Source organism: Cyclobacterium sp., from assembly GCF_014762705.1.
GTDB lineage: Bacteria > Bacteroidota > Bacteroidia > Cytophagales > Cyclobacteriaceae > Cyclobacterium.
The window spans coordinates 1-20373 of sequence record NZ_JABURL010000090.1; the positions used below are offsets into that span (position 1 = coordinate 1).

14 protein-coding genes are annotated in these 20373 nt (G+C 44.4%); 5 read left to right on the forward strand and 9 right to left on the reverse strand.

Annotated elements, in window-relative coordinates; genetic code table 11:
* The 4 genes from HUJ21_RS17005 to pdeM form a co-directional block, all read right to left on the reverse strand.
* Nucleotides 1–196 (reverse strand): undecaprenyl-diphosphate phosphatase (locus tag HUJ21_RS17005; RefSeq protein ID WP_291371844.1); only part of this gene is annotated, 196 nt, incomplete at its 3' end.
* Nucleotides 197–199: 3 nt separating this feature from the next.
* On the reverse strand, nt 200–403 hold the full coding sequence (locus HUJ21_RS17010) for a DUF3098 domain-containing protein (RefSeq protein ID WP_291371845.1): 204 nt from the start codon (nt 401–403) through the stop codon (nt 200–202).
* Nucleotides 404–407: 4 nt separating this feature from the next.
* On the reverse strand, nt 408–1298 hold the full coding sequence (locus tag HUJ21_RS17015) for a permease-like cell division protein FtsX (RefSeq protein ID WP_291371846.1): 891 nt from the start codon (nt 1296–1298) through the stop codon (nt 408–410).
* A 43-nt stretch (nt 1299–1341) separates the two neighbouring features.
* Nucleotides 1342–2025, reverse strand: coding sequence for a ligase-associated DNA damage response endonuclease PdeM (pdeM, locus tag HUJ21_RS17020; RefSeq protein WP_291371847.1), 684 nt, complete (start codon nt 2023–2025; stop codon nt 1342–1344).
* 124 nt (nt 2026–2149) lie between these two features.
* Between pdeM and HUJ21_RS17025 the strand changes: the two genes are divergently transcribed.
* Complete coding sequence (locus tag HUJ21_RS17025; protein WP_291371848.1) at nt 2150–2770, forward strand: hypothetical protein; 621 nt, start codon at nt 2150–2152, stop codon at nt 2768–2770.
* An 8-nt stretch (nt 2771–2778) separates the two neighbouring features.
* On the opposite strand, the gene HUJ21_RS17030 is transcribed toward HUJ21_RS17025, so the two are convergent.
* Nucleotides 2779–6600, reverse strand: coding sequence for a PVC-type heme-binding CxxCH protein (locus HUJ21_RS17030; RefSeq protein ID WP_291371849.1), 3822 nt, complete (start codon nt 6598–6600; stop codon nt 2779–2781).
* 20 nt (nt 6601–6620) lie between these two features.
* Nucleotides 6621–8201 (reverse strand): sulfatase, encoded by a 1581-nt coding sequence (locus tag HUJ21_RS17035; protein WP_291371850.1) that lies wholly within the window; start codon nt 8199–8201, stop codon nt 6621–6623.
* Nucleotides 8202–8299: 98 nt separating this feature from the next.
* On the opposite strand from HUJ21_RS17035, the gene HUJ21_RS17040 reads away from it, so the two are divergent.
* The gene (locus HUJ21_RS17040; protein ID WP_291371851.1) at nt 8300–9184 is read left to right on the forward strand and encodes a LamG domain-containing protein; all 885 of its coding nucleotides are present in this window, start codon (nt 8300–8302) and stop codon (nt 9182–9184) included.
* 38 nt (nt 9185–9222) lie between these two features.
* Here HUJ21_RS17040 and HUJ21_RS17045 read toward each other — a convergent pair whose 3' ends face one another.
* A complete protein-coding gene (locus tag HUJ21_RS17045; RefSeq protein WP_291371852.1) occupies nt 9223–10434 on the reverse strand; it encodes a PmoA family protein in 1212 nt (403 codons plus the stop codon).
* A gap of 191 nt (nt 10435–10625) precedes the next feature.
* On the opposite strand from HUJ21_RS17045, the gene HUJ21_RS17050 reads away from it, so the two are divergent.
* The 3 genes from HUJ21_RS17050 to HUJ21_RS17060 all read left to right on the forward strand — a co-directional run bounded on the left by HUJ21_RS17050 (nt 10626) and on the right by HUJ21_RS17060 (nt 16996).
* On the forward strand, nt 10626–13442 hold the full coding sequence (locus HUJ21_RS17050; RefSeq protein ID WP_291371853.1) for a pitrilysin family protein: 2817 nt from the start codon (nt 10626–10628) through the stop codon (nt 13440–13442).
* A gap of 89 nt (nt 13443–13531) precedes the next feature.
* The gene (locus HUJ21_RS17055; protein ID WP_291371854.1) at nt 13532–14653 is read left to right on the forward strand and encodes a sialidase family protein; all 1122 of its coding nucleotides are present in this window, start codon (nt 13532–13534) and stop codon (nt 14651–14653) included.
* An 84-nt stretch (nt 14654–14737) separates the two neighbouring features.
* Nucleotides 14738–16996, forward strand: coding sequence for a hypothetical protein (locus HUJ21_RS17060; protein ID WP_291371855.1), 2259 nt, complete (start codon nt 14738–14740; stop codon nt 16994–16996).
* 4 nt (nt 16997–17000) lie between these two features.
* Here the strand turns inward: HUJ21_RS17060 and HUJ21_RS17065 are convergent, their stop codons facing one another.
* Both HUJ21_RS17065 and HUJ21_RS17070 read right to left on the reverse strand, forming a co-directional pair.
* Nucleotides 17001–18182, reverse strand: a complete 1182-nt coding sequence (locus tag HUJ21_RS17065; protein WP_291371856.1) for a lactonase family protein — start codon at nt 18180–18182, stop codon at nt 17001–17003.
* A 70-nt stretch (nt 18183–18252) separates the two neighbouring features.
* Complete coding sequence (locus HUJ21_RS17070; RefSeq protein ID WP_291371857.1) at nt 18253–20079, reverse strand: alkaline phosphatase; 1827 nt, start codon at nt 20077–20079, stop codon at nt 18253–18255.
* Nucleotides 20080–20373 lie beyond the last annotated feature (294 nt).

Genomic DNA, 20373 nt, shown 5'->3' on the forward strand with positions numbered 1-20373 from the left:
CATCTTTTCTAAACACGACGATGGTACTTAGGGCCGTTGCGAAATGAACCACCACCGTAAACATCAAACTTTCTTCAGGTAAATTTTTGCTTCCCAACAAGGCGGCAGCGATTTCCAAATGACCACTGGAAGATACGGGTAAAAATTCCGTTAATCCCTGGACTATTCCCAGAATTATTGCTTCAAAAAAAGTCATTTATTATTTCTTGTTATAAAAGATGGCATAAAATTGAAAAAGAAAACCAAAAAGCACAATGACTGGGCCCAGGGTAAGCCCCATAAACCCAAAACCATGTAATTGTTGATCCATGCCCATAATGGTGAATCCCAAAACAATAATGGCAATGCCAATCAGCATCAATTGGTAATTCTTTTTGGTGAAAGGAAGTGGATTGTTTTTCATAATTTTAATAGAGTTCGTCCAGGGACATATTCAGGTATTTATTTATAGATCGATAAGTGCTTAGCCAGGACATCAGGGCACCCAGCAAAATCAAGCCCCCAAAAAGCATGATGAGTAATTCTGTGTCGTACAACAACTGAAGTCCTTCAATGAAATTTTTACCATATTCCAATAAGGTGAAAATAATGGATGAGGCGATTATACCGGCCAAAGCCCCATACAGAAAAGACCGCCAAAGGAAAGGCCGCCGGATAAAACCCTTTGTGGCACCGACTAACTGCATGCTTCTGATCAAAAATCGCTGGGAAAACAAGGCCAGCTTTATGGTGTTACTTATGAGGATTACCACCGTAACCAGCAAAATTAAGATTAGGGTTCCCAACACTATGCTGACTTTCAACAGGTTTTCGTTGATGGAGGCCACCATGTCCTGCATGTATGTCACTTCGAAAACCCCTGGCATCTTTTCCAACTGCGTAACAATTACAGCTATTTCTTCTGAAGTTTGAAATTCATCTTTCACGGAAAAAGTAAATGAGTCCCTGAGTGGGTTTTCATCCAGAAAAGCCGTGAAATCTTCACCTACCTCCTCCAGAAAAATACTTGCTGCATCTTCCTTGGAGGTATATTGAATCACCTGCCCACTTTCCTTTTGGAGAACATAGGGCTTAGAGGCCATTTGTTCAATTAGCCTGTCAATAGAAGATTGACTCAGGTCTTTATTGAGGAATACTTGTATTTCAATGTTTTCTCTTATCAGAGAGGTTAGTTTTTTGGCCTGAATGACGATCACACCAAATAAACCCATCATTAGCAAAGACAGGGTGATACTAAATAGCACGCTGGCAAACTTATAGCTTCCCAGTTTTGTTTTTTTTCTCTGCAATTTGGCCATTATATGGTATTTATTCGCATCAAAATTAATCAGGTATATTAACTTAACAAACCTTATTTTTTAATTTGATCGGGATCACCGACTCTGGGGTGGTTACCATTACGGCTTTAGCTGCAGCAGCTGACATTTTCATCAACCCGGTAAAACTGCCAAATGCAGGCATGATCAAGTGCTGCTTACTTAAATAATAGCAAGGCAACTTTAAAAATTGCTTGCTTTTACCCTTGATGAACAGTCCAGGATGCAAATGTCCACAAATGTTCAGTTTTCCCTCTGCTACTTTTTTTAAAGGCTCATGGCTCAAAATTAAGCTGCCCATCAGGTATGATTCCGGAATGATTTCTAATCTACTGCTTGCATATATTTTTGCTGGCATTACATCATGATTTCCCATAATCAGATAAAAGCTTACCTCTTGATTATTGTCCAGAAATTCAAGAAGCTCCGTCCAGGTATCATTATGATCACTATGAAATAGATCCCCTAAAAAGTAAACTTTCCGGGCACCTAATTTTAAAATGAGTTGATGGATTTTGAGGTAATCGTTTACATGCACAGTTTCTGGGATGGGAATCCCTGATTTTCTAAAATGTCCGGCCTTACCAAAATGTGTATCTGCCACCAAAATGGCTTTTTCTTCCTCTAACCAAATGGCTTTTTCCTTTAACAGGTGAACCCGCTGATCCCCATGTTGCCAAATATGTCTACCGTCCGTAAAGCTATTCAATCCTGGTCGAAATTTTATACAAAGGTAAGCTTTTTGGTATAGAAATTGCCTCCCGACTCAAAGAACATTTGTAAGCCCATGAACTGAAAAAACGGGCCATGGAAACGGAAATAATTCCTTAAAAATGAAAACCAAACCAATTGTCTTAATTTCAATGATCTTTTTGGCCTTGTATAGCGAAAAGGGCTTGGCACAGGAACTCGAACTGAGCACAGGAATCACCCATAAATTTTTAATGGGCAAACAAAAAGATTTTTATTCCCCGGCTTTAGGTATTGAATTGGCTGCCGGTCGACAGGAATTGACTCCTTTTTCTGCCGATATGGTCACCTGGGGCCTGAATGTAGGAATTTTCCGGATGAACAGAATAAGTGCGGGAGAGGAGGATTCTACCGGACAATACCAACAATTAATAACCACCAAAGGGACTTATCGTTACGATTATTATTACAATGATTTCTTTTCTTTTTTTTATGGGGCTGATGCTGGATTTCAGTTTATTACTCCCAAATCAGAACAGCCAATGACGGTTCCAGTCAACCACGGCACCAGGATTTTTACCAGAGCTGTAGTAGCACCTAATGTGGGTGTCAATTTCGAATTCAATCCATATGTCGCTGTGTACTACAAATTCCAATATGAAGTGGGCAAATATTTTGGGGAGCAGCCCCTTTGGGGATCTCCTTCCTCAAAATGGAATCATTTGTTGACCAATGCCGCAGGTTTAAGGATAAAAATTTACTGATCATAGAATCATTTGATTTGCCGCTGGGTTTGCAGGTAAGCCATCAAATCAACCACTTCCTGATTGGATAAAGGCTCAAACAAACCCGGAGGCATCAGGGAAAGATCTGTAATTTCTTTGTTTTGAATGCTGGACTTATTGAGTTGAACGGGATCTTGCCCGGCAATTTTTAAGGTGATCTGCCTGGGGCTTTCCGCAACTACATTCCCGGTATATGTTCTGCCATCCAGCGTGGTGATGATTACCAGTCGGTAGGCATCCTGAATTTCAGCACTTGGTTCCAGTACATTCAAAAGAATGTAATCCGGATCCTGCCGGTTGGACCCGGTTAGGTCCGGTCCAATGTCTGCCCCTTCACCAAACATTTTATGGCAGCTTCCGCACGATTGTAGGAACAATTTCTTGCCGGCTTGAAGGTTGGCTTGTTTCAGGGCATCTGCTGTCAGGATGCTCCTGTAATTCTCATAGGCTGCCTTATCGTTGGGGACATGCTCTATGGGGCCCCATACTTCTACAAAACCACTACCGATTACCCGGTGCAACTGCCTGGCAAGGGTAACGGGAATTTCTTTTTTTGGTATGTTGCCCGATTTGATTTCCTCCATCAACAGGTTTCCATAGACAGGGCGTGAGGACAGACTTTGAAGGATGGCGGTTTTTTCTTCTTCAGAAGCCCGGGGATACAAATCGATCAGGTTTTTTCCCAATGCTTCCCTGTTATAACCTGCTACTGCGCGAATGGCGGATGACCTCAGTTGCCTGTCTTCCAAAAGACCTGGAAGCAAGGGAATCAATGCTGCTTTCTGCTGGGCTGCAAGCATTTGAATAGACCTTATTTTATCTTCTTTGCTATCCGATTTATTTTTTATAGTTGCCAGGGCCTTTTGCGTAGCAGCAGCATCTCCAAACCGGGAGGAAATTTGGGCTGCCAGGTCTTTCAATGGACTTTGCTTGTTTAGCAGTTCAGCCGTATGTTTCCAATTGGCGGGTACTTCCAGGTCCGTACGACCTTCCATGCCATTAAGCATGCCCTCCAAAAGCTGCTCTTTGTTCTCTTTTGCCTGACTTATGGTGGCTACTAAAGGTGTCAACAAATCCTCATCTACGGCCCTCCGGGCAATGAAACGGGTAAGTAGGGGGATTTGGGATTGAGCAGCCAAACCAAGAAGTTTTTCCGGGTTCACCTCCATGAGGTGTTCTGTCCCAAACCAAATCATTTTTGGGATGTTATGGTCCGATTTGTCCTCCTCCCGCTGCATCAGGGCAGCTGCAATTCCCCATTTCCAGTCTTCCGGAATCCTTTGCAGTGCGGCTGCCAGGTATAGCCTGACGGCAGCAGCAGGATCCTGCTCCGCCAGCATTAGAAATTTTTCCCTGGCTGCTTCAGGAGGGTTTTGGTCTTCGCAGAGCAACTGAATGCCCCAGGCCCTGATATAGGGATCCCGATCCTCCAAAAGGGCAATTAGTTCCTCTTCCTTCCAACCATTGATCTGGTGCAAGGTCCAAAGTGCACGCAAGCGGAAATCGGGATTTTTATCATTTTCAAAAATATTTTTTAGTCTGGAAATGCTCTCTTGGTTTGGGGCTTTGGCAGCTCTCTTTTGCAAAATTCCCCTGGCCCTTCTGGAGTGCCAGTCACTTTTACTGGTCTGAAGTTCAACCAACTCAAAATCCGTTAGCTCATTGAGGTCTCCAAATCTTCCATCCCAGTTTTCTGCTTGAGATTGGTTAGGCATTATCCTGAATATTCTGCCGGTTTCGCCATGAAGCACTTCCTGGCCACAGATATCTGCATCGTGCCAATCCAAAACATATACTCCCCCTTCCGGGCCTATTTCCATGCTGAAACCTACCCATTGGGCATTGTTGGCCAATAAAAAATCATCCCCATGCTGTCCGCTAAATCCGGAACCTTTAGGAACCAACTTATCTGTCAATACGGCATGCTCATGAATATTGGCCATAAAAACCTTGCCCTTTTCTTCCTGCGGAAAGGCATCTGACTGATAAATCCTGGCTCCGCCATGGGCAGACCGGTGACTGTGGTCTGTGATGGTTTTGATGTCTTCATAAACATATGGGTTAAAATGCTGGCCTCCCTGCCGGTGGTAAATGCCCCCGGGTACCACATGCCAAAGATGGGGAATCACACAGGCACTCATGATCAATTGGCCTTTGGAATCATAGTCTATACCCCAGGGATTGCTGAATCCATGTGCCACTACCTCAAATTGGTCTTTGGTGGGATGGTAGCGCCAGACGCCTCCGTTGATATCCACTCCTTCAGCTTCCATCAAATCTTCAGGAAAGGGATCCTGGTGTCCGTAAAGCTTCTTTTTTTCCGATATGGTTGGTTTCCTGATTTTGGATGGAGTCGCAAAGCCCTGCAATCCATACAACCAGCCATCTGGCCCCCAATGCAAGCTGTTTAGGGTTTCATGACGGTCTCTTATGCCCCAACCTGTAAGCAAGACTTCAATGTCATCAGCATCTGCCTTGTCATCTCCATCCTTGTCAGGGATAAACAGCAGGTTGGGAGGTGCCCCCACATATACCCCGTCAAATCCAACGGCCAAAGCTGCCGGAAAAGCCAGGCCTTCCATAAAAACCTTTTTTTTATCTGCGATACCATCCCCGTTGCTATCTTCCAATATCAGGATCCGGCTGTCACCGGCATTGGAAAATCCATGACCACGGGATTCATAATCCCTGTTTTCAGCCACCCAAAGCCTGCCTTTGTCATCCCAGCAAAATGCCATGGGTTGGGTGATCATGGGTTCAGCAGCAAAGACATTGACTTCAAAACCAGCTTTAATGGTCATTTCTTCCACTGCTTCCTCCGGACTCAGAAATTTAGCATTTCTCCCTTCCTCCTGGGCAATTCTCCAGAGAGCAGTGGTATTGTACATGCCGGTATTTCCGGTATATTTTCCCCAGGCCTCTGTCAAAGCCAGGTCCTGAAATTCATTTGTATAAATTAACAGACGGTGTTTCAAAACCAATTTTTCCCCAGCAGCTATTTCCCAATCCTGATCACGGGTGTAGGCAGGTCCCACGCCGAATTGTCCATCTACCCGCCATTTTTGGGGATAGCCCTTGTTATCGGGATGGTCAAACAAAGCAACGTTGACCCGGTCATTGCGATCGGGGACCTGCATACCTAAATTGAGCCACATAGAAGGTTGTCCTTCTGCCATTTCATTTGTTTGCCTGGCCGTATTGACCACTGCTGCATCCATTCCTTCCTTCCAGGGCATTCGGAGAAACAATCCTCCATAATCGTACTTTCCAATTTTTACTGCTTTTTCTGCCAGCCCTACCCATTCCAGGTCCAGGTAATATTGTCCTTCATTGATGGTGAAGGACCAATTTTGGGTTTCTGTCATGACGGGTTGGCCCAGGCTATCCAGCATTTCGTATACCGTTTGCCAGGCTACCTTTTCACCTTCTGTCTGCAATACGTTAGCGGCTATTTTTCGCCAGTGGCTACCCTCTGGATGGTGAAAATAATCCCTGCCATTGACCTGGGTGAAGCCCCAGTATAAACCTGTTTGGTGTTTGTGGTGCCCCGGACTGTATTCCGTCAAAACACCCTTGCCATCAGGGGCAAGTATGGGATGGATATAAGGCCTGAAATCCTCTTTGGCTTCCTGAATCAAAACTGGTTTATTCGGCAAATCGGCTCTAATCACCTTGATTTGTCCGGTGGATTCATCCTGCTCAATTTTCAATTGAACAGGTCCTGAAAGATCGATTTCGTTTTTACTGCTTTTATTCTGGCCACAGCCAAATAGTAGCAGGCTTACAATAATGAAATAGCTGATCCGCATGTTTTTGGGTTTAATGCTGTTTAATAGTCACTTTTCGGGTGAATGACACCATATTGGGTTTTGATCCTTTTCAAACGATCCTTAAGCTTTGACTGGATGGAGTCATATTCCGGATGGTTATACACATTTTTCATCTCCATGGGGTCTTTCTCCAGATCATACAATTCCCACTCATCGAGTTCGTAAAAATGCATGAGCTTATACCGCTCGCCAGTTACTCCTTCGTGCTTTTGTACGCTATGAACGCCTGGAAATTCATAGTAATGGTAATAAAGGTAGTCCCTCCAGTTGTCGGGAGTATTTCCCATCATCAATGGAAGCAGGCTTCGGCCCTGCATGCGGTCAGGTGCTTCCACGGCTGCAATGTCAAGAAAGGTCTGCGCAAAATCTAGATTGGACACCAGATCTTTATTCACGCTTCCTTCCGGTATTTTGCCCTTCCACTGCATCAACAGTGGCGTTCTGAACGACTCCTCATACATGAAACGTTTGTCAAACCAACCATGCTCCCCCAAATAAAAACCCTGATCTGAGGTATAGACGATCAGGGTGTTTTCATCCAGCCCATTTTCTTCCAGATAGTCCAGCACCCTTCCGACATTATCATCTACAGATCGGATGGTGGCCAGGTAATCTCTCATGTACCTTTGGTATTTCCACTTCACCAATTCTTCCCCAGAGAGGTTTAATTCCTGAAAATCTTCAATTATGGGATCATAGACGGAATCCCATGCGGCTCTTTGCTCCTCATTCATTCTGCCATAGGTGCGGTTAAAGCTACCTTGATTTTTGCTGTCTTCTGTCCAAATTTTCAGATCAGAAGCCATTTGCATGGTTTTTTCGATGGTCATGTCCTGCTCCCTGGCTGCGGTTCCTCTGGTACTGTAGTCATCAAAAAGGTTGTCTGGTTCGGGGAAGGTGACGTCTTCATACAAATCCAGGTGATCCGGACCTTTTTCCCATTCCCGGTGCGGTGCCTTGTGTTGAAGCATTAGCAGAAAGGGTTTATCTTCGCTTTTATTGGCTTCCAGCCAGGCCAGGGACTTTTCTGTGATCAGGTCAGAAACATATCCTTCCACAGCTCCAGTATCCGTGGCAGAAATAAAATCCGGATTGTAATAATGCCCCTGACCGGGCAGGATTTCCCAATGGTCAAAACCAGTAGGCGCAGACCGCAAGTGCCACTTACCTATCAGGGCAGTGGTATATCCTTTTTCTTTCAATAGTTTGGGAAAAGTGATTTGGTTTCCGTCAAAAATATCTCCATTAGTGCGGTGTCCGTTTACATGGCTATGGGTTCCTGTAAGTATGGTAGCTCTTGATGGGGCACAAATGGAATTGGTCACATAAGCCTTGTCAAAGCGCATGCCTCCCCTGGCTATTCTATCAATATTGGGGGTGGGGGCCAGGGCTGCCAACCTGTCTTCATAGGCACTTATCGCCTGAAAGGCATGGTCATCTGTGAAAATAAATAAAATATTCGGAGGTTTCGGGGCCGATGTCTCTTCTGCTTTCTGATTGGTACAGGATGCAGCTGCCAGGGCAAAAGTGAATAAAAGGACAAGGCTATTGGTCATTAGAAAATTGATTTGTTTCTTCATTTAGATTTATCGGGTAGAAAGGGTAATATTTTATAAATTTACAAAATTGAAAAGCAAACAATATAAAAATATTTCTTTTCACAAAGAAATCTGAACCAATGATAGGAAAAAGAATTTTTCAGTTTGCTGTATGGCTGGTTTTTGTTGCTACACAGGCCACTTTTGGTAGGCAGGAACCAATCCGGGCATTAGCAGAGAAAAAGGGTTTGGTGGCCCTTTGGGATTTTAAGGAAGCTGCCGGAAACGAAAGAAAGGCGATAGGTAAGGGGAGTTTTCCCTTGAAAGAAATGAATGGTCCAATTTCAAGAATAGAGGAAGGACCTCTGTCAGGCTTTTCTGCCGTTTTTAAAGAGGGGGCATATATGGCCCTTCCACATGAAAACACAGGTGACCTGAATATTCATGGAAAAATGCAGGGTATTACGGTCATGGCATGGGTGAAGTGGCAAGGAAAGACCGGGTTTGTAGGAGGGATGTGGAATGAATATACCGATGGGGGAAAAAGACAATATGGACTATTTGTAGATCTTCCGCATTACAATGGAGCCAATCAGGTTTGCGGACATGTTTCTGCTTCCGGGGGAGCCACCCCTCCTTTTCCGTATAGTTGTGATTATTCTGCCAGCAAACAAGAACTAGATACGGATAATTGGCATTTTATAGCTTTTACATATGACGGTCAGTATATCAAATCCTATCTGGATGGAGAATTTAAGGAAAGGGCTCCTGAGCCCATCAAAAACACCAAAGGTTTTCCGGGTTTGCCAGAGGGGTTGGTCCATTCCAAAAACCCCTACTATTTTCCGGATGGATTAGGGGACAATGGTTCCGATTTTACGGTTGGGGCCGTTGTTTTACAAAGGGGAATGGGTAATTTTTTCAATGGTTTGATTGGTGGACTTGCCATTTTTGACCGGGCTCTGGATGAAAAAGAAATGGAAGAGGTCCACCACTTGACGATGTCCGGGAAATTCCAGAATTAAAGTCGAACCATCAAAAAAACACTTATCTCATCCTTCGTTTAGTCTAAAACATTTACCCTTATGGGGTTCATCAGGTCATTGGTAATATTTTCAATCACCTTTTCATCGGGTTCACCCTGGTGCACATAATACCTAAAGCTGCTTTTAAAGGTTTCTCCGGGAGCAATGTAAAATTCTCCGTCTACCATGGGCGCATACACCCAGTAAGGCATAGTAGGATGAACCCTGATGGCCTGCGGATAACGGAAATTATCCGGAAACCCGAATATTGTGCTTCCTGCAGTTTTTCCATTCACCTTCCCAAATGCAGCCACCCAGGCAGCATGAGTGTGGTTGGCATTTTCATTGGTAAAGCCTTCCGAGGTCAGGATATTCCATGAATTGGTAAAATGAACCGAATCCACTTCATTCCATTCTTTGCTGCCCCTGAAACCCATGCCGCCATAATGATAATCTAAAACAAATAGGGTATCGTTGCTGGTATTGGTCTGTTCTGAATACAGGTCAAACAAATAATAATCTGCAATAGGATAGACCATGACCCGCCATTTTTCCTCCAGGACTTCTCCATCCTTCAGGCTGATGTGACTCAATATGCTTTCAAACAAAGCCGTGTTTACACCCTCTTCTGTATGTACCAAATCCACATGTTTTACCGTACCGGTTTCCTGATGCTGGTTCCAGAAGTCAACTTTTTCCCCTTTGAAACGGGTATTTACCCAGGCATTGAAAATGGCATGCTGGTGGGTGTGCCCGGCAGGAAAAGCATCTGTGAGCACCTGCCCATCGGGACTGTAAAGTGGGTGGATCATGCCACTTCTTTTGTAGTAATCTGGTAATCCCTCCGGAGGAAATGCAGTGGCCGTCTGGTAAAACAACACGGGATTTCCATCAATAGCAATTTCAAGCCCTTCTTCTGAGCTGCTAATTGCCGGACCTTGAATGGTTTCCTTTTCCTCAGTATTTTGTCCCAGCGCATAACTTGCTGTAGTTTGAGCGGCCATGGAATCAATAAAAACCAATAATTGGCCTGATTCCAAAACCTGGGCAGGATAGGCCTGCCCGCTCTCTTCATGGACCAACTCATAATTACTACCAACAGAAAGCTCCTTGCCGGTTGAAATCAATAAAGGGCTGTTTTTCCTTTCCACATCTCCACTTTCAAGGGTAAAACGCATCAGGGGAGGAGAGGAACAGGCAAACATGACCATTACGGTCAAAATTACTGTGAAAGAGTTTTTCAGCATCATTAAATACGGATTTGAAATCAAATATCGAAAGCTTAACCAGGATTTCCAATCCCAGACTTGTAAATATTAGTCGTTTAAACCAGCCATCCAAAATTTACCTCCAATTGTGCCGATTTTTTTTCAAATGGAAGATTATTTTAGCATATTGACTGTCTTATTGAGCATATGACTTTCTTTTTACGATATATAAAATGAAGATTAAGCAGCAGTTTTTATTAACCCTATGTTTTAGTTTTATTGTTTTTTCCAACCTGGCCCAGGTCGATTCTTCTCAAATCGTGCCCCTGGATAGCAGGGTTAAAACAGGGCAGTTGGAAAATGGGATGCAGTATTACATACAGTATAATCCCAAACCTGAAAGCAAATTGGAGCTTCGTCTGGCGATTAAGGCGGGTTCCATGCAGGAGAAGGATAACCAGCTTGGTCTGGCCCATTTTGTGGAACACATGGCTTTCAATGGCTCCGAAAATTTTGAGAAAAACGAACTGATTAGTTACTTGCAATCCATAGGTGTTGCTTTTGGCAGTGACCTGAATGCTTATACCAGCTTTGATGAAACGGTCTACATGTTGCCCATTCCCACAGATGAAGAAGAAAAATTGTATAATGGTTTTCAGGTGATGCGGGATTGGGCTGGAGGACTTTTGCTGGAGTCTGAGGATATTGATGCGGAAAGGGGGATAGTGGTGGAAGAATGGCGTACCGGACAAGGAGTGGATCAGCGCATGCGTGACGCTTATCTACCCGTACTGCTTCATGATAGCCGATATGCAAGGAGACTTCCTATAGGAGATATGGACATCATTCGGCATGCAGCGGATAGCCTTATCCGTGCATTTTACGAAGATTGGTACCGACCGGAATTGATGGCTATTGTCGCCGTGGGTGATGTGCCTCCCGAAAAGGTTGAAGAATTGATCAGGAAGTATTTTGAAGACCTGGAAAATCCAGCAGATGCACCCGAGAGGATCTATCATGACGTTCCGGAGCATGAAGAGAATTTTGTGAAGATCGTTACAGATGAGGAGGCACCAGGCATTCAGGTTCAATTGTACTACAAACACCAACCTGAACCCACCCGAACCTACCAGGACTACAAAGACCGGGTGTTAAGAACCATGTTTGGGGGCATGCTGACCCAAAGGCTGGATGCAATCCGGCAAAAAGCTGACGCACCTTTTATTTTTGCAGGGGCCAGGTATGGCAGTCTGGTAAAAGGTCTGGAGTTTTTTACCACTTCAGGTGTAGTAGGGCCGGGCAAAGCCAAAGCTGGTTTGCAGTCTTTTTTAGAGGAAAATCAGCGCCTGGTCCAACATGGTTTTACCGAAAGTGAATTGGAGCGGGTGAAACGCTCACTCTTAAATAGTGCGGAACGCAGTTTCAAGGAAATGGACAAGGCAGAATCCCGATCCCTGGTGGGCAGGTATGTCTCCCATTTCCTGAACAAGAGTTTTGCGGAAGGGCCGGAGAAAAGGCATGAGATTTACCAGGAAATTATTCCCCAAATCACCATAAGTGAAGTTAATGAACTGGCTGCACAATTGATACGGGATGACAATACGGTGGTGATCATCACTGCACCTGAAAAAGATAAGGCAAGCCTGCCAGGCGAATCCGAATTGCTGGCCTTATTGGAAAATGCCGGGGAGATCGAAACAGATCCTTATCAGGAAAAGGAATTGAGGGAGGAATTGTTACTTAGTTTCCCGGAGCCTGGAAAAATAAAAACAGTGGACACATTGGCATCAGTTGGGCTTGTTACGGTGATGCTGGAAAATGGCTTGAAAGTCCATTTTAAGCCTACAACTTATAAAAATGAAGAAATTCTCTTTACCGGATCAAGTGAGGGGGGAACTTCTCTTTATCCCGAAGAAGATCATTACAGTGCCGCCTATGCAGGTACCGCCGTCAATGTCATGGGGATCGGAGATTTCTCTCCATCCGATTTGAGAAAGGTATTGGCCGGTAAAAATGTACAGGTGACCCCCAATATTGGCACTTATTCCGAAAATATTTCAGGTAACACATCTCCAGGAGATTTTGAATTGGCACTACAGCTGATCCACCTATATTTCAGTGAACCCAGAATGGACAAAGATCTTTGGGAAGTCTTTTTGACCAACCAAAAAAACCAATTGGAAAGTGCCGCTGTCAATCCTGATTTCCAGTTCAATAAAAAAGTCAATGAAATCATCAGCAATGGCAATCCAAGGGGAATGGGCATTTATTCTCCGGAACAGCTGGAAGCCATTGAAGTGGAAAGAAGTCTGGAAATTTACCGGGAGCGGTTTGGGGATATTGCCGATTTTGAATTCCTTTTCACAGGAAATATTGACCTGGAAACGGCCATACCCCTGATAGAACTTTACCTTGGAAGCTTGCCGGGAAATCCTTTGGAAAAGGAAGAAGAATTTATAGATCTGGGAATCCGGCCACCCAGCAACCAAAGGGAACTGATAAAGGTAGGAGTGGATGATAAAAGTCAGGTGATTTTATATTTTAACGGTGAAACTCCCTACGACCTGGAAAAATCCCAGCAATTCTCCTATTTGGGTGAAATATTGACCATCAAATTGATAGAAACTTTGAGGGAGGAAATCGGTGGCGTATATGGGGTCAGCGCCAGAGGGGCTTTGAGCAGAGTTCCTGAAGAACGGTTTGCCTTTACCATAAATTTCCCCTGTGGCCCGGATGCAGTTCAGGAATTGACGGATGCGGTATGGAAGGAAATTGAGAAAATTCAGGAAAATGGTCCCGATTTGGAGGACCTTGAAAAAGTGAGGGAAACCAAACGCATCTCACTGGAAGAAAATTTGAAACGGAACGGATTTTGGCACGGGCAAATCAGTGCGGCCATCAGTGGAGATATGCCATTAGATACGGTTTTGGGCGCTGAGGACAGGGTATTGGGGGTGACTGCAGATCAGGTGCAGTCAATCGCCAGGGATTTTCTCCAAAAACCCTATTTATTACAGATTATCAGGTATCCGGAAGGTTACGAAGAGTAGTTTTCTTGATCTATTGTTAAAAAATAATTTCTCACAAATTTTCTAATGTTGTCTTCATTATGGTACTGTACTTTTTATTTGTTTTTTGCTTGAACGTATCCCCTGCCGGGGAGCACACTTCTATAATTCCAGGTAATGAAGAAATGGATCTTTTTGTGAATGGAGAGGACGGGTACCATACTTACCGGATCCCTTCGCTTTTATTGGCCAAGGATGGTACTTTGCTGGCATTTGCGGAAGGCAGGAAATCTGGCAGGGGAGATACCGGGGATATTGATATGCTGGTGAAAAGATCGGTTGATGGTGGGCAAACCTGGTCCAAACAGGAGGTCATCTGGGATGATGGTGACAATGTCTGTGGCAATCCCAATCCGGTTTTGGATGAAACTACAGGAGATATTCACCTGCTGTTAACCTGGAACAGGGGTGATGACCATGAGGGTGATATCATTTTAAAACGAAGTAAGGATACCCGCAGGGTTTTTGTCATGTCCTCAACAGATCATGGTAAAACCTGGTCTGAACCCAGGGATATTACTTCCGGCGTCAAGCGTCCTGAATGGGGCTGGTATGCTACCGGTCCGGGAGTAGGGATTCAAATTAAAAACGGTCCCCATAAAGGGAGATTGGTAATTCCGGCCAACCACAGTTACAATGATCCGAAAGGAAATGTAAGGGGAGGAAAATATGAATATGGTGCTCATGTGATATATAGTGATGATCATGGGAAAACCTGGCAGCTGGGAGGAGTGATCAGGCCTAAAATGAACGAAAGCCAGCTTATTGAAATGGCGGATGGCAAGGGCACCTTGCTGATGAATATGCGATCTTACTTTGGAAAAAACAGAAGGGCTTTATCAGTAAGCCAGGACGGGGGAGGTTCCTGGTCGGATCCGGTGGAGGCGGTGGCATTGGTGGAGCCGGTTTGTCAGGCAGCTTTTTTCCGGTATTCCTGGCCAGGGGACCCCACCGGAGATCTGGTTTTATTTGCCAATCCTGCAAGTACTAAAAGGGAAAACATGACCGTAAAATTAAGCCGCGATAGTGGAAGAACATGGGAAGCTTCGCAACTGCTTTTTGACGGTCCTTCGGCTTATTCTGCCTTGGCTGTATTGCCGAATGGCGAAGTTCTCTGTCTCTTCGAAAAAGGGGATCAAAGCCCCTATGAAAAGATATCTTTGGTCAGGCTAAGCCTGGATGATTTTCAATAAGCCAAGACCGATAAAATCAGGGGGTAAAAATGAAATGCAGGCTACCCTGATCTCAAGACAATGTTTTAAAAAAAGAATGAAAGCATGGAATGGGTGTCCGGTTTTTTAATTTATGGTAGAATGATATTGGATGGCAAAGGCTCATGGAAATGGCTAACTACCTGTTTTTTGATGCTGTTGTTTATTTTTCCAGATCTGGAATTGCGGGGACAGTCAGCTGAGTTTCCCGGGAATTTTGAAGTCATCCCAATAGACCGCCCCGGCTATTATGGAGTGGAGGGAAGTACCTATGTGCTCACCCGGGATATTTATGCTGAAAAAAGTGCTTTTTTTCTGGGAAAAGATATCACCCTGGACCTGAATGGGCATACCATCACTTTTGCCAATGGGGACTATGACAGCCTTGAAAATGGCAGTTTCGAGGATGGGCTGGACGGCTGGGATCTAACAGAAGCATCAGGGGCCGAATTATTGGATACCCGTAAAACACGCCCATTCATTGGTGAAAAATTACTTGGTTTGAAAAAAGGAGATCAAATTGTTTCCTCCTACATGGAAATACCTTATGCCAACAGATCGTATTATGCGATCTGTGGTATCACAGGCCACGTTTTCAGGGATATGAAAGGAGACCTGAACAATGAAATGAAAATCAGCCTTCTTGTGGAAGACGAACGAGGAAAAGTGGTGGAAGTTTGGACTGATTACGGATCGGAAACCATGAAGAGCAGTCCTGTATTTAACAAAAGCCCCCGATTGGGAGGAGGATTTATTGTGGCCCATTTGCAGGGTCTTCCGGCAGGGAAGTACCGGATCCGGATAAAAGCTGAGACGGATTGTCTGGTAGATGAAATTGGTATTTTTCCGGCTTTTGACGTAGGTATTGGCATTGTAGGTAAAACCCACCCAAAAGGACACTACGACCATTTGTATGAAAATCAGCATGCTGCCTTTTATGATTATACGGCCAATTTTAAAAATGGAACCCCTTTGCCGGGAATTCCACAGGTAAGCGGCAGGGGAACCGTTACGATCAAAAACGGCACCATTAAATCCGGGTCTCGCGGGGTAATGAGCTGGGGTATTCAATCTACGGCTGAAGAGGTGCAGGTGATTCTTGATCGGGTGACCATCATCAATCAGGGGATCAATGCCACAGCGGTTGATGTGCCCCAGGCCCATATCAGCCATTGCAGGTTTGAGGTGAGTAACCCCCAATTGATCCACCGACACGGCTCAGGGCATTATGCTGTGGACCTAAGGGGCAAAGTAGCTTCAGAAGTAGCCTACTCGGAGTTTACAGGAGGGCAGGGCTGTCTGGTGTTTAAAGGGGCGAACTCTTCCATACATCACAATACCTTTGTGAATCAACAAAGGGTTACCAACCATTACAGTATCATGGCTATGGGAGACAGCTCCCTGATTTTTGAAAATGACATTGTCCCCGAAATGGGTTCCGGTATAGAGATTTTCAGACACAAAGGCATAGAAATATTCAATAACCGGATCCGGATAGCTGCCTCCCCTCCGACTACAGAATATGGTAAGGAAGAGTTTAGCACGGCTGCCATTAGAATTGCCGATTACGGGGACAAGCCGGGTTCTCCAACAGGTGCGTATGGGAATAAGGTATATAACAATACCATTGAAGTATTAGGTCGTACTTTTCCGGAATACCCGGATTACACACCCATGGCCTGGGGTGTTTTTTACAGTGCCAGTGCAGGGGATAACCTGATCATGGGTAACCATATTACGGTGAAGCATCCAGATGCATCTTCTCAGTCGGAAGCAGCAGCTTTTTACATTGGAGGAGGGCTGAGCGGTTTTGGTGGAGAGTTTCGCAGCAATCAGGTATTCTCGAATGTTCCCGCTGCCTGGATAGGTTCCCGCTATGGAGGAACAATCAATACCCGATTTGCATTTAATCATTTTACCAATACCAGTGGAAAGGACATGCATCCTTTTCGCATGGGTTGGGAATCCTGTGGAAGCTGCTATGCCAAAGAAGTTACCTTTGTTGGGAATAGTTATGATAAAATGGATTTTGGTATTGATCAGACCAAACAAGCCCATTCCTATCAGCGTATGATGCCCCTCAAAGTAATTTGGAAGGGCACTTCCCAGGCAATGCCATCCATCCGGGTAGAGAACGAGAGTGGAGAGCTCATTAAGCCAGGGGAGTTCAACAAGGAGGGGTGGTGGCAAACTGAGTTGTTGCTTGAATCCTATACTCATCCACATTCAATCCAAAAGGAAGGTTATTGGCTTGTGGTGGGTGAAGAAAGGCAATATGTATCACCTACCACGAAGCAGCTTGTCATTTTTGGAATGGGGGAGTAGCCAGCTATTTTAAAAACAGTTGTTCGATAAATACTGGCCTGGGTATAGAAATGCTTTTTCCGGTGGACTCAGGGATTCCGGATTGGTCCTGAATCCTGAAGATAACGACATTATCTGACTCCATATTGGCTACAAACAGTAAATCTCCTTTTTCATCCACTTTAAAATTTCGTGGATGTTGACCTCCTGTTGGCACATGTTCCGAAAGTTTAAGCAGGCCAGTTTCCTGATCGACCCGGTATATGGCCAGGTTATCCTGACCTCTGTTGCTGGCATAAAGCCACTTTCCATCCACTGATAAATGAATGTCGGCCGCAGCATTGTAGTCACTTTGGATTTCAGGTGAAAGCATGGGTACCCGGTTCATGAAAGAAAGGTTCCCACTTTTGGGATCTACCCTATAAATGCCTACTGTGCTGCTCAGTTCTTCCAGAGAATAAGCATAGGGTAAATCAGGGTGCAATACGAAATGCCTGGGTCCGGATCCAGGTTTTGTGGGGAAAATTTCGGGTTCCTTGCCCACACTGCCTTTTTTGGGATGAACCTTGTATTTCAGGATCTGGTCTATTCCCAAATCCGAAGCATATACCCAGTTTCCATCAGGGGAAGGGATCATGGCATGCATGTGCGGTTTGGTTTGATTGGGATGAACACTGCTGCCCTGGTGTTGGATAAAGGAGACTGCCTCACTGATACCACCGGATTTCAGAATCTTGAAACTGCTCAGATTACCCCCCTGGTAATGGGAAACAAAAGCTACCTGACCGGAAGGATCTATACTGATGTGGCAGGGACTGGCTCCCACCGATGAAACCTGATTGATCATAGAGAGTTTCCCTGTTTTTTCATCAATGGCATAAGCCACAATGGTACCTGCCGGATCATTCTCATTTTTTCCTTCCCGGTAGGCGGCATAGAGGAATTTTTCGTTTGGATGCAATGCCAAAAAGGTAGGACTTTTTTTGTCATGAACCGTCTGGATGGTTTCGGTACTGAGTTTTTCCCGGTTGAAGGCCAATACATACAAACCCTTGCTGTCATTTTCGCTGTAGGTTCCGATGTACAATATCTCGTTTTGGGTTTGCGTCATGGCTAATGGAGAGAAAAACAATAAGGGAAATGAAGCTATCAGAAATCTGGAAAGCATTTGAACAGCATCATATAACAGGAAATATTTTTGCTTCATGGCTTAAGGTACTATTTTTTTGTGAATATCAGGTAGAATAAATAATTGATTTAAAGCCTGGGAAATCGGACTATTTGAGGTATTGCAGTATGGCTGCAATGATTTTATCAAAAATCGCAGTATTCTCATAAACTCCCCTGAAGGTATCCGACTGTGGGCCATAGGCAAAAACTGGTACCATTATCCCGGTATGGTCTTCGGTAGAAAATTCAAGTTCTACCTCCTGACGGTTCAGGTTGCCTTGTGGTAGACTGATGCCACCTGTTTCATGATCAGCCGTCACAATGACAAGGGTTTGCCCATCCTTATCGGCAAAACGCAGGGCTTCAGCCACAGCCAGGTCAAAATCTATCCCTTCCTCTATGACGGTGCTGACCTCATGGGCATGTCCTCCGGAATCGATAAAGGCTCCTTCCACCATTAAAAAGAAGGGTTGCTTTTTGGATTGGAAATAGTCCAGACTGGCTTTTGTGGCATGCTTCAGATAATGCTTTCTTCCCTGTATGACCTTGGGAAGACCATGGTTGGAAGCAAAATACCCAACCCGGGAGGCATTGCTGCCCGCTAGTTCCTCCAGGGAGCCGGCCAGGTAAAACCCATGGGCTTCCAGCGTTTTGGTTTCATCTGTACCAAACCTCAAGAAATCATTTTTTCCGCCACCTATAAAGAGATTCAGCGGACTTTCTGGCAGATCGGAAGCAATTTCCCTGATAAGGTCCCGCTCGGACTGGTGGGCATAAAAAGCGGCAGGTGTTGCTCCGGTAATATTATCGCTGGTCACAATTCCAGAATTGAAGCCATAAGACTTTAAATAGGCAGGTAAATTCTCAGCTGCGGATCCATCCGGAAGGCTTCCGACACTTCGGTTTTTTGCCTTTTTGCCAGAAGCCAGGGCAGTACCGGCTGCAGCAGAATCTGTGGTGAAATCATCAGCAGCCTGGGTTTTGATCAGTCCCATATTTTTCAATTGGGTGATGGTAAGCTGATTGTTATTGGCATACATGGTGGCAGAAAGTTGGGCCAGCCCATTTCCGTCACCAATTAGTAAAATGACATTTTTAACCTTTGATGGTATGCCATCCGTTTCGAAAGTGGGACGGTATATTTCACTGACATTGGGACTTTTATACAGCCTTTTTGGCAGGCTTTTCAAATAGGATCCGGCTGCATGGGGTTGATCGGTGTTGATATAATCCACACCCATTTCGCTTAATGCCTTCCAGGCTGTTTTGCTGTCCGGAGTAGCCCAAAACCTGAATGGCTTTCCGAAACCATGGGCGATTTGGATGGGCTTTTCTAATTTTTCTGCATCCTCATCGGTTATCCTACCCTTACCGTTCCACTGGGAAAATTTTCCAAAACTCAAACTAAAAAGCTCGATTTTATCAAGGGGCAAATCCAGCGTGTCTGTTGTGCTCTGATAATCAAAGTATATTGGAAAAGGGTAATTGTAGTAGTCTTCTTTGGGAGGACGATTTCCGGATACCACTATTTTTACAAATGGGTTTTCCCGATTTTCCCATAAAGCTGCATAGGGCTGTATATCTTTCAACAATTGTTCCATGGTGGCATAGGCCTCTGTTTTGAAATCCACCAAAAGCATAAAAGATTCTTGATGGCCAATTCCAAGTTCTCTGGCCTTCAATATGGGATCCAGGTAAAGGGAAATTAAGGTTTGGCCATTTTTGATGCTTTCCTTTTCATGGGCCACAAATAAGGTGTCGTTCATCAGGATGACATCGGCTTCAATGGACTTCGCTCCGGAGGCATAGGCTTCCCAAAAAGGAACATTTTGCAGGTAATCGTTGTGACTGTGAATTTTGGGTTGCTGGGCAGCCAGTTTGAAAAGCAGGAAAAATAAGAGTAAGCCGGTTAAGAAACAGGTTTTGAAATTCATAATTGGAAAGAAATTCATGACGGTTTATTTTCGTAAAAATACCATAATGGGAAGGATTATCTTTAAGGGCCCTGGTTAAATTATTGTCAATTTTCAGGATTTTTAAGATAGTTATGCATTATCTGGGCAAAATTTGGAGTAGAAGGTAAGAAAATTAAATATATCGCAACTTTGGTATAAATGTTGTAGTTTACTATTACTAGAAAGTCTTCTGAAATAAAGATGAATTTTTAAAATTTTAACCAATTAATATCAGATATTATGAAATCAGAGAAAATATTTTTAATCGCATTA

Bases quoted from the DNA above. Each gene is read 5' to 3' on its own strand.
- HUJ21_RS17010 (WP_291371845.1), bottom strand. From the start codon at position 403: ATGAAAAACAATCCACTTCCTTTCACCAAAAAGAATTACCAATTGATG.
- HUJ21_RS17015 (WP_291371846.1), bottom strand. From the start codon at position 1,298: ATGGCCAAATTGCAGAGAAAAAAAACAAAACTGGGAAGCTATAAGTTT.
- HUJ21_RS17025 (WP_291371848.1), top strand. From the start codon at position 2,150: ATGAAAACCAAACCAATTGTCTTAATTTCAATGATCTTTTTGGCCTTG.
- HUJ21_RS17030 (WP_291371849.1), bottom strand. From the start codon at position 6,600: ATGCGGATCAGCTATTTCATTATTGTAAGCCTGCTACTATTTGGCTGT.
- HUJ21_RS17035 (WP_291371850.1), bottom strand. From the start codon at position 8,201: ATGAAGAAACAAATCAATTTTCTAATGACCAATAGCCTTGTCCTTTTA.
- HUJ21_RS17040 (WP_291371851.1), top strand. From the start codon at position 8,300: ATGATAGGAAAAAGAATTTTTCAGTTTGCTGTATGGCTGGTTTTTGTT.
- HUJ21_RS17045 (WP_291371852.1), bottom strand. From the start codon at position 10,434: ATGATGCTGAAAAACTCTTTCACAGTAATTTTGACCGTAATGGTCATG.
- HUJ21_RS17050 (WP_291371853.1), top strand. From the start codon at position 10,626: ATGAAGATTAAGCAGCAGTTTTTATTAACCCTATGTTTTAGTTTTATT.
- HUJ21_RS17060 (WP_291371855.1), top strand. From the start codon at position 14,738: ATGGAATGGGTGTCCGGTTTTTTAATTTATGGTAGAATGATATTGGAT.
- HUJ21_RS17065 (WP_291371856.1), bottom strand. From the start codon at position 18,182: ATGAAGCAAAAATATTTCCTGTTATATGATGCTGTTCAAATGCTTTCC.
- HUJ21_RS17070 (WP_291371857.1), bottom strand. From the start codon at position 20,079: ATGAATTTCAAAACCTGTTTCTTAACCGGCTTACTCTTATTTTTCCTG.